This window comes from Luteitalea sp., assembly GCF_044337415.1.
GTDB lineage: Bacteria > Acidobacteriota > Vicinamibacteria > Vicinamibacterales > Vicinamibacteraceae > Luteitalea.
Map to the genome: position 1 here is coordinate 1 of NZ_JBIINP010000247.1, position 5,545 is coordinate 5,545.

The window sequence follows — 5,545 nt, forward strand, 5'->3', positions numbered from 1 at the left end:
GCGCCGCCGAGGAAGCGGGCGACTTCTTCGAGGGGGCGCTGGGTCGCCGACAAGCCGATGCGCTGGATCGGGCCACGGGCGACGTGCTCGAGGCGCTCGAGTGAGAGGGCGAGGTGTGCGCCGCGCTTGGTGGCCACCATCGCGTGGATCTCGTCGAGGATCACCGTGTGGATGCTGCGGAGCACCTCGCGTGCGTTCGACGTGAGCAGCAGGTACAGCGATTCCGGCGTGGTGATGAGGATGTCGGCCGGGTGGCGCTGGAAGCGCGCGCGGTCGGCCGCCGGGGTGTCGCCCGTCCGGATCGCCACCTCCGGCACGTGATGGGCCACGCCCTCCTCGCGGGCAAGGCGGCTGATGCCGGCCAGCGGGGCCCGCAGGTTGCGCTCGACGTCGACCGCGAGGGCCTTGAGCGGCGACAGGTAGAGCACGCGGCACCGCGCCGACGGGTCCGGGGGCGGCTCGAACATCAGCCGGTTGATGGCCCACAGGAACCCCGTGAGCGTCTTCCCGCTCCCGGTCGGGGCCAGCAGCAGGGTGTGGTCGCCCCTGGCGATGACCGGCCACCCCCGGGCCTGCGGGGGCGTGGGCTCCGCGAACGCCGACGCGAACCAGCGCGCGACGATGGGGTGGAAGGGGCGGAGGGAGGCGGTCGGGTGGGGCATGCGCGTCATGCGCCGGAGGACGGGCGGCCGATTTGGTATGCTCTCACGTTGACCGTGCGCCCGGAGGCGTCGCGGGGAGGACACACCTGAATGAGTGACGCTGGTGAGGGGCTCGTCGACGCAGAAGCCCGACTGCAGGAACAACTCGACGCCCGTGAGCACGAAAAGCGCCGTCGCGGCCTTGCGGCCGGCGTCGACCCGGAGAAGCTGCGGGCCAGGGAGTCGCTGCGGCTCGCCAAGGCCGAACTGACGCGGCAGCTCAACAGCACGACGCACCCGATCCGCAAGGAGCAGATCGAGGCCGCCGTGGCTGAGCTCGATCGGCGCCTCGCGGCGCTGTAGTCCCGCCGGGACCATGTCCCTCGTCCGGAGCGCCGCCGCCCTCGCCGTTCACGCCTACACGGCGTCGGGGGCGGTGATCGCCTGGCTGGCGCTCCAGAGCGCGTGGGACCACGATCCGCGCACGGCCCTCCTGTGGCTGTGCTTCGCCTGCTTCGTCGATGCCACCGATGGCTTCGCGGCGCGGGCCGTGGACGTCCGTCGCCACGCCGCGTGGATCGACGGCGCCCGCCTCGACGACATCGTCGACTTCCTCACCTACGTGTTCGTGCCCATGGCCGTGCTGTGGGATCAGGGACAGCTCGCCGGGTCCCTGGGCCTGGCCGCCGTGGCGGCGGTCCTCATCGCGAGCGGGCTCGGCTTCTCGAACCTGCAGGCCAAGACGCAGGACTACTTCTTCACCGGCTGGCCGTCGTACTGGAACCTGATCGCGGTGTATGCCGTGGCCTGGCGGTGGAGCGCCACGGCCACCTCGCTCCTGCTGATGGTGCTGGCGGCGCTCGTGTTCGTGCCGATCAAGTACGTCTACCCGTCGCGCACGGTCACGCTGATGCGGCCCACCCTGATCTTCGGGTTCCTCTGGGCCGCCCAGGTGGTGCTGATCGTCTGGTGGCTGCCCGCACCGCCCGCGTGGCTGATGTGGAGCAGCGTGGCGTACCCGGCCTACTACTTCGCATTGAGCCTCTGGCTCAACGTGAACAGCAGAAGGACAAAAGAGTAGAAGAGCAGAAGGAAAGAAGGCAGGGCGGGAAGGGCGAAGAAACACCAAGGCCATGAAGAGGGCGAAGAAGGAGCAAGAAGCGCGATGGCTTCCTTCGCCTTCTTCGCCTGCTTCGCCCTTGCTCTTCCTTCGGTCTTCCCGCTCTGCCTTCTGCTCTTCTACTCTTCTGCTCTTCTTTCCTTGCTCTACCGTGTATTGAGCCACGCCGCTCGCGTCGCGAGCTGGGCGGCCGTGGCGTTCGGGCGTGGCTGCAGGCGCCAGGCGTTGCCGGGCTCCTGGCCGAAGGTCACCTCGACGCGCACCAACTCGTCGCGGCGCGCCACGAGCAGCGACGCCTTCGTGGTCGGCGGGTACTGCACCAGGCGGGCTTCCCACTGCTCCGGACGCACGCGGTAGTCGCCAATCGCGATGATCTCGTCGTCGACGTTGAGCCCGGCCTCGGCCGCCGGCGTCCCGCGCTGCACTTCGTTGATCACCAGGCGCCCGGCGTCGATACGGGTGCGGATGCCGAGCCAGCCCTTGGTGGCGGTGCTGTCGGCCGGCACGAACTGCAGGCCGTAGGCGTCGAGCAGCGGCTGGTATTCCAGCGGCTGCGTGGTGTCGAGCGCGCGCGCGAGCACGTCGCGCAGCGACTCGCCGCCGACCTCGACGACGACCGCGCGGAATTCGGCCTCGGTGAAGCCCTTCGGCCCGGAGTAGCGCTGGTAGGCGAGCCGCATCACGTCGTCGAGCGACTTCTGGCCGTTGGTGGCGAACCGGATCCGCGCATCGAGCACCGCGGCGATGACCGCCCCCTTGGTGTAGTAGCTGATGTTGGTGTTGTTGGAGTTCTCGTCGGGACGGTACTGCTTGATCCAGGCGTCGTAGGACGACTGCGTGACCGGCTGGACGAGGCGCCCGGCGGTGGTCTCGAGGGCGCGCAGCTGGTTCGAGAGCCCGCTGGCGTACTCCTGGTCGCTGGACAGCCCGGCGCGACGCACCAGCAGGTCGCCGTAGTACGACGTGAATCCCTCGGACACCCAGAGCGAGGGCGAGTAGTTCTCGGTCTCGTAATCGAAGGGACCGAGCGCCGCGGGACGGAGCCGCTTGACGTTCCACACGTGGAAGAACTCGTGGCTCACGAGGTCGAGCCAGCCGAGGTAGGACTGCCGCGTGCCCATGGCCCAGCGGCTCGTCATGAGCACCGTGGAGTTCTTGTGCTCGAGCCCGCCGCCCGCCTCCGTGATCATGTTGATGAACACGTACTTGTCGTACGGCAGGCTGCCCCACATCTTCTCGTGCTCGGCGACGATCTTCTGCACGTCGCCGATCGCCCGCGCGCCGTCCCAGTTGCCGCCCTCGTTGACGTTCACGAGGAAATGCGGCTTGCCCGACTGCGTGAACTCGTACACCTTCAGCGCGCCAGCCACGATCGGGCTGTCGACCAGGGTGTCGAAGTCGGCTGCCGTGAAGCGGCCGCCCGCCTCGGGCAGGCCCGACATCGCGCGGGTCCAGCCCTGCGGCAGCACGAGCGAGACGTGATGCGGGCGCGCCTGGCCGCCGACCAGCGTCAGGAACGTCGCCGCGCCGTTCAGCAGGGCATAGCGGGCCTCGACCCAGTTCGTGCGCACGCTCATCTCGCGCCCGTAGACGCGGTAGCGCACCGTGACGCGCGGCGCGCCGCCCGTCTCGATCGCCCAGCGGTTCTTGCGCACCTTGACCGGGGCCTTCGCGCCCGACGGGTCGGTCACCTCGACCGCCTCGACGTGGCGCGCATACTCGCGCACCAGGTAGGACCCCGGCGTCCACACCGCCATCATCAGCTCGATGCGCGGCTGGCCGGCCGTCGGGTAGGTCGCCTCGACGTCGACGTAGTGCCGCGCGGCGTCGGGGAAGCGGAGTGTGTAGCTGATCGCGGCGTCGGCGTCGGCGCGAGCGGGGCGCGCGCCGGTCGGCTGGGCGTTCGTGGTCATGGGCGACAGGCAGGCGAGGAAGAAGGCGACCGCGAGGAAGAAGCGTGGCATCGGGGCTCTGGTACCATGGCGGGCGCTGCACGGATTGGACAGGCCGCAGCTGGCATCATAGGAGATTCCGACCGCGTGCTCACGCCCGGCGATGTCCTCGACGGCCGCTACGAGATTCTCGAACTGCTGGCGCGGGGCGGGATGGGCGCCGTCTACCGCGCCCGCCGCGTGATCCTCGGCGACGAGGTCGCGGTGAAGATCCTCTCGACCCCGGACGATGCGTCGCTGCGCGAACGGTTCCTGCGCGAGAGCCGCGCCGCCGCCCAGTTGCGCCACCCCCACATCGTCAGCGTGCTCGACTACGACGTCGATGGGCAGGGCCATCCGTTCCTCGTGATGGAGTACCTGAACGGCCCGAGCCTGTTGCAGCGGCTGGCCGTGGACCGCGTGCTGCCGTACGAGGAGGTGGTCGACATCGCCGCGCCGCTGTGCAGCGCCCTGCAACTCGCGCACGACGCCGGTGTGGTGCACCGCGACCTCAAGCCCGCCAACGTGGTGAGCCACGAGTACATGGCGGGCCGGTACGTACACAAGGTCGTCGACTTCGGCCTGGTGAACGTTCGTGAGATCGCCGGGGCCCTGAAGCTGACGCTCGATCGCCAGTTCCTCGGGACGGTGCACTACGCGTCGCCAGAGCAGTTGCGCGGCGAGGAGGTCGATGCGCGCGCCGACATCTACAGCTTCTGCGCGATGCTGTACGAGCTGCTCACCGGGCGCCCGCCGTTCTCGCACGACGACCCGTTCGTGATCATCACCAGGCACCTGACGCGCGAGCCGCAGCCGCTGCGCGACTTCGTGCCGACGGTCCCGGCGGCGCTCGAGGCCGTGATCCTGCAGGGCCTGGCCAAGGACCGCGCCAGGCGGCCGGCGTCGATGGACGTGCTGGCGCGGGCGCTGCGCGAGTCGTCGTCGCCGGGATCGCCGGTGGCGGCGGGCGTGGCTCCCCGTGCGATGGGCGACCCGCCCGCCATCCGCGGGTACGAGCTCGGTGCGCCGCTCTCGAAGGGCCGCCTGGGCAGCCAGATCTATCTCGGTACGCACCAGGCGCTCGGCACCGCGGTGGCCATCCGCGTGCTGCGCCGCGAGGACGTGTCGGACTGGGAGGCCGCCCGGGAGCGATTCATCCGCGAGGCGCGCGCGATGCAGGTCAACCATCCCAACGTGATGCACGTGCGCGACTTCGGCGAGGCTCCCGACTTCGTGTACGTGGTGACCGATCTCGTGCTCGGCGACAGCCTTGCCCAGCGCCTCGAGAAGGACGGGCCCTTGCCGTGGCCGGTGCTCCAGGCGTTCGTGCAGCAACTGGTGGACGGCGTCGCCGCCCTGCATCGCCGCGGGGCGTTCGTCTGCGGCATCACGCCCCTCACCACGCGGCTCACGACGGAAGACGGCGAGGAGCGATTGCTCGTGTCGTCCGGCGGCGTGAGCCAGGTGCAGGACCTGCTCGACACCGTGAGCGTCGGCGCGCTGCGGGGGGCGGAGCTGCGCGACTCGGAACTGCCCTTCGTGGCGCCGGAAGTGCTGATGGGCGAGGCGCCGTCGGTGGCGGCAGATCTGTTCACCATCGGCGCGCTCGCCTACACGATGGCCACCGGGTCGCCGCCCTTCGTGGAGCCGTCGCTCCCGCAGTTGCTCGGCGCGATGTTGCGTGAGCGGCCCGACCCCCTGGCGACGCTCCGCCCGGACGTGCCGGCGGGCTTCGCGGCGGCGATCACGAAGACCCTGTCGCCCGTGCCGACCGAGCGCCCGGCCGATGCGCGAGCGTTGGGACTGATGCTTCCATAGAAACGCCGAACGCCGAACGCCGAACGCCGAACGCC

5 protein-coding genes are annotated in these 5,545 nt (G+C 70.1%); 3 read left to right on the top strand and 2 right to left on the bottom strand.

The window, feature by feature from the left end; genetic code table 11:
- The coding region (locus ACIRDX_RS20130) for a DEAD/DEAH box helicase (protein ID WP_396627225.1) at positions 1-671 on the bottom strand (671 nt) is incomplete at its 3' end.
- A gap of 81 nt (positions 672-752) precedes the next feature.
- On the opposite strand from ACIRDX_RS20130, the gene ACIRDX_RS20135 reads away from it, so the two are divergent.
- Positions 753-1,004, top strand: coding sequence for a hypothetical protein (locus ACIRDX_RS20135; RefSeq protein ID WP_396627226.1), 252 nt, complete (start codon positions 753-755; stop codon positions 1,002-1,004).
- Positions 1,005-1,017: 13 nt separating this feature from the next.
- Positions 1,018-1,722 (top strand): CDP-alcohol phosphatidyltransferase family protein, encoded by a 705-nt coding sequence (locus tag ACIRDX_RS20140; protein WP_396627227.1) that lies wholly within the window; start codon positions 1,018-1,020, stop codon positions 1,720-1,722.
- 185 nt (positions 1,723-1,907) lie between these two features.
- Here ACIRDX_RS20140 and ACIRDX_RS20145 read toward each other — a convergent pair whose 3' ends face one another.
- Positions 1,908-3,725, bottom strand: coding sequence for a M61 family metallopeptidase (locus ACIRDX_RS20145; RefSeq protein ID WP_396627228.1), 1,818 nt, complete (start codon positions 3,723-3,725; stop codon positions 1,908-1,910).
- Between the two features lie 75 nt (positions 3,726-3,800).
- Here ACIRDX_RS20145 and ACIRDX_RS20150 point away from each other — a divergent pair, with 75 nt between their 5' ends.
- A complete protein-coding gene (locus ACIRDX_RS20150; protein ID WP_396627229.1) occupies positions 3,801-5,510 on the top strand; it encodes a serine/threonine-protein kinase in 1,710 nt (569 codons plus the stop codon).
- Positions 5,511-5,545 lie beyond the last annotated feature (35 nt).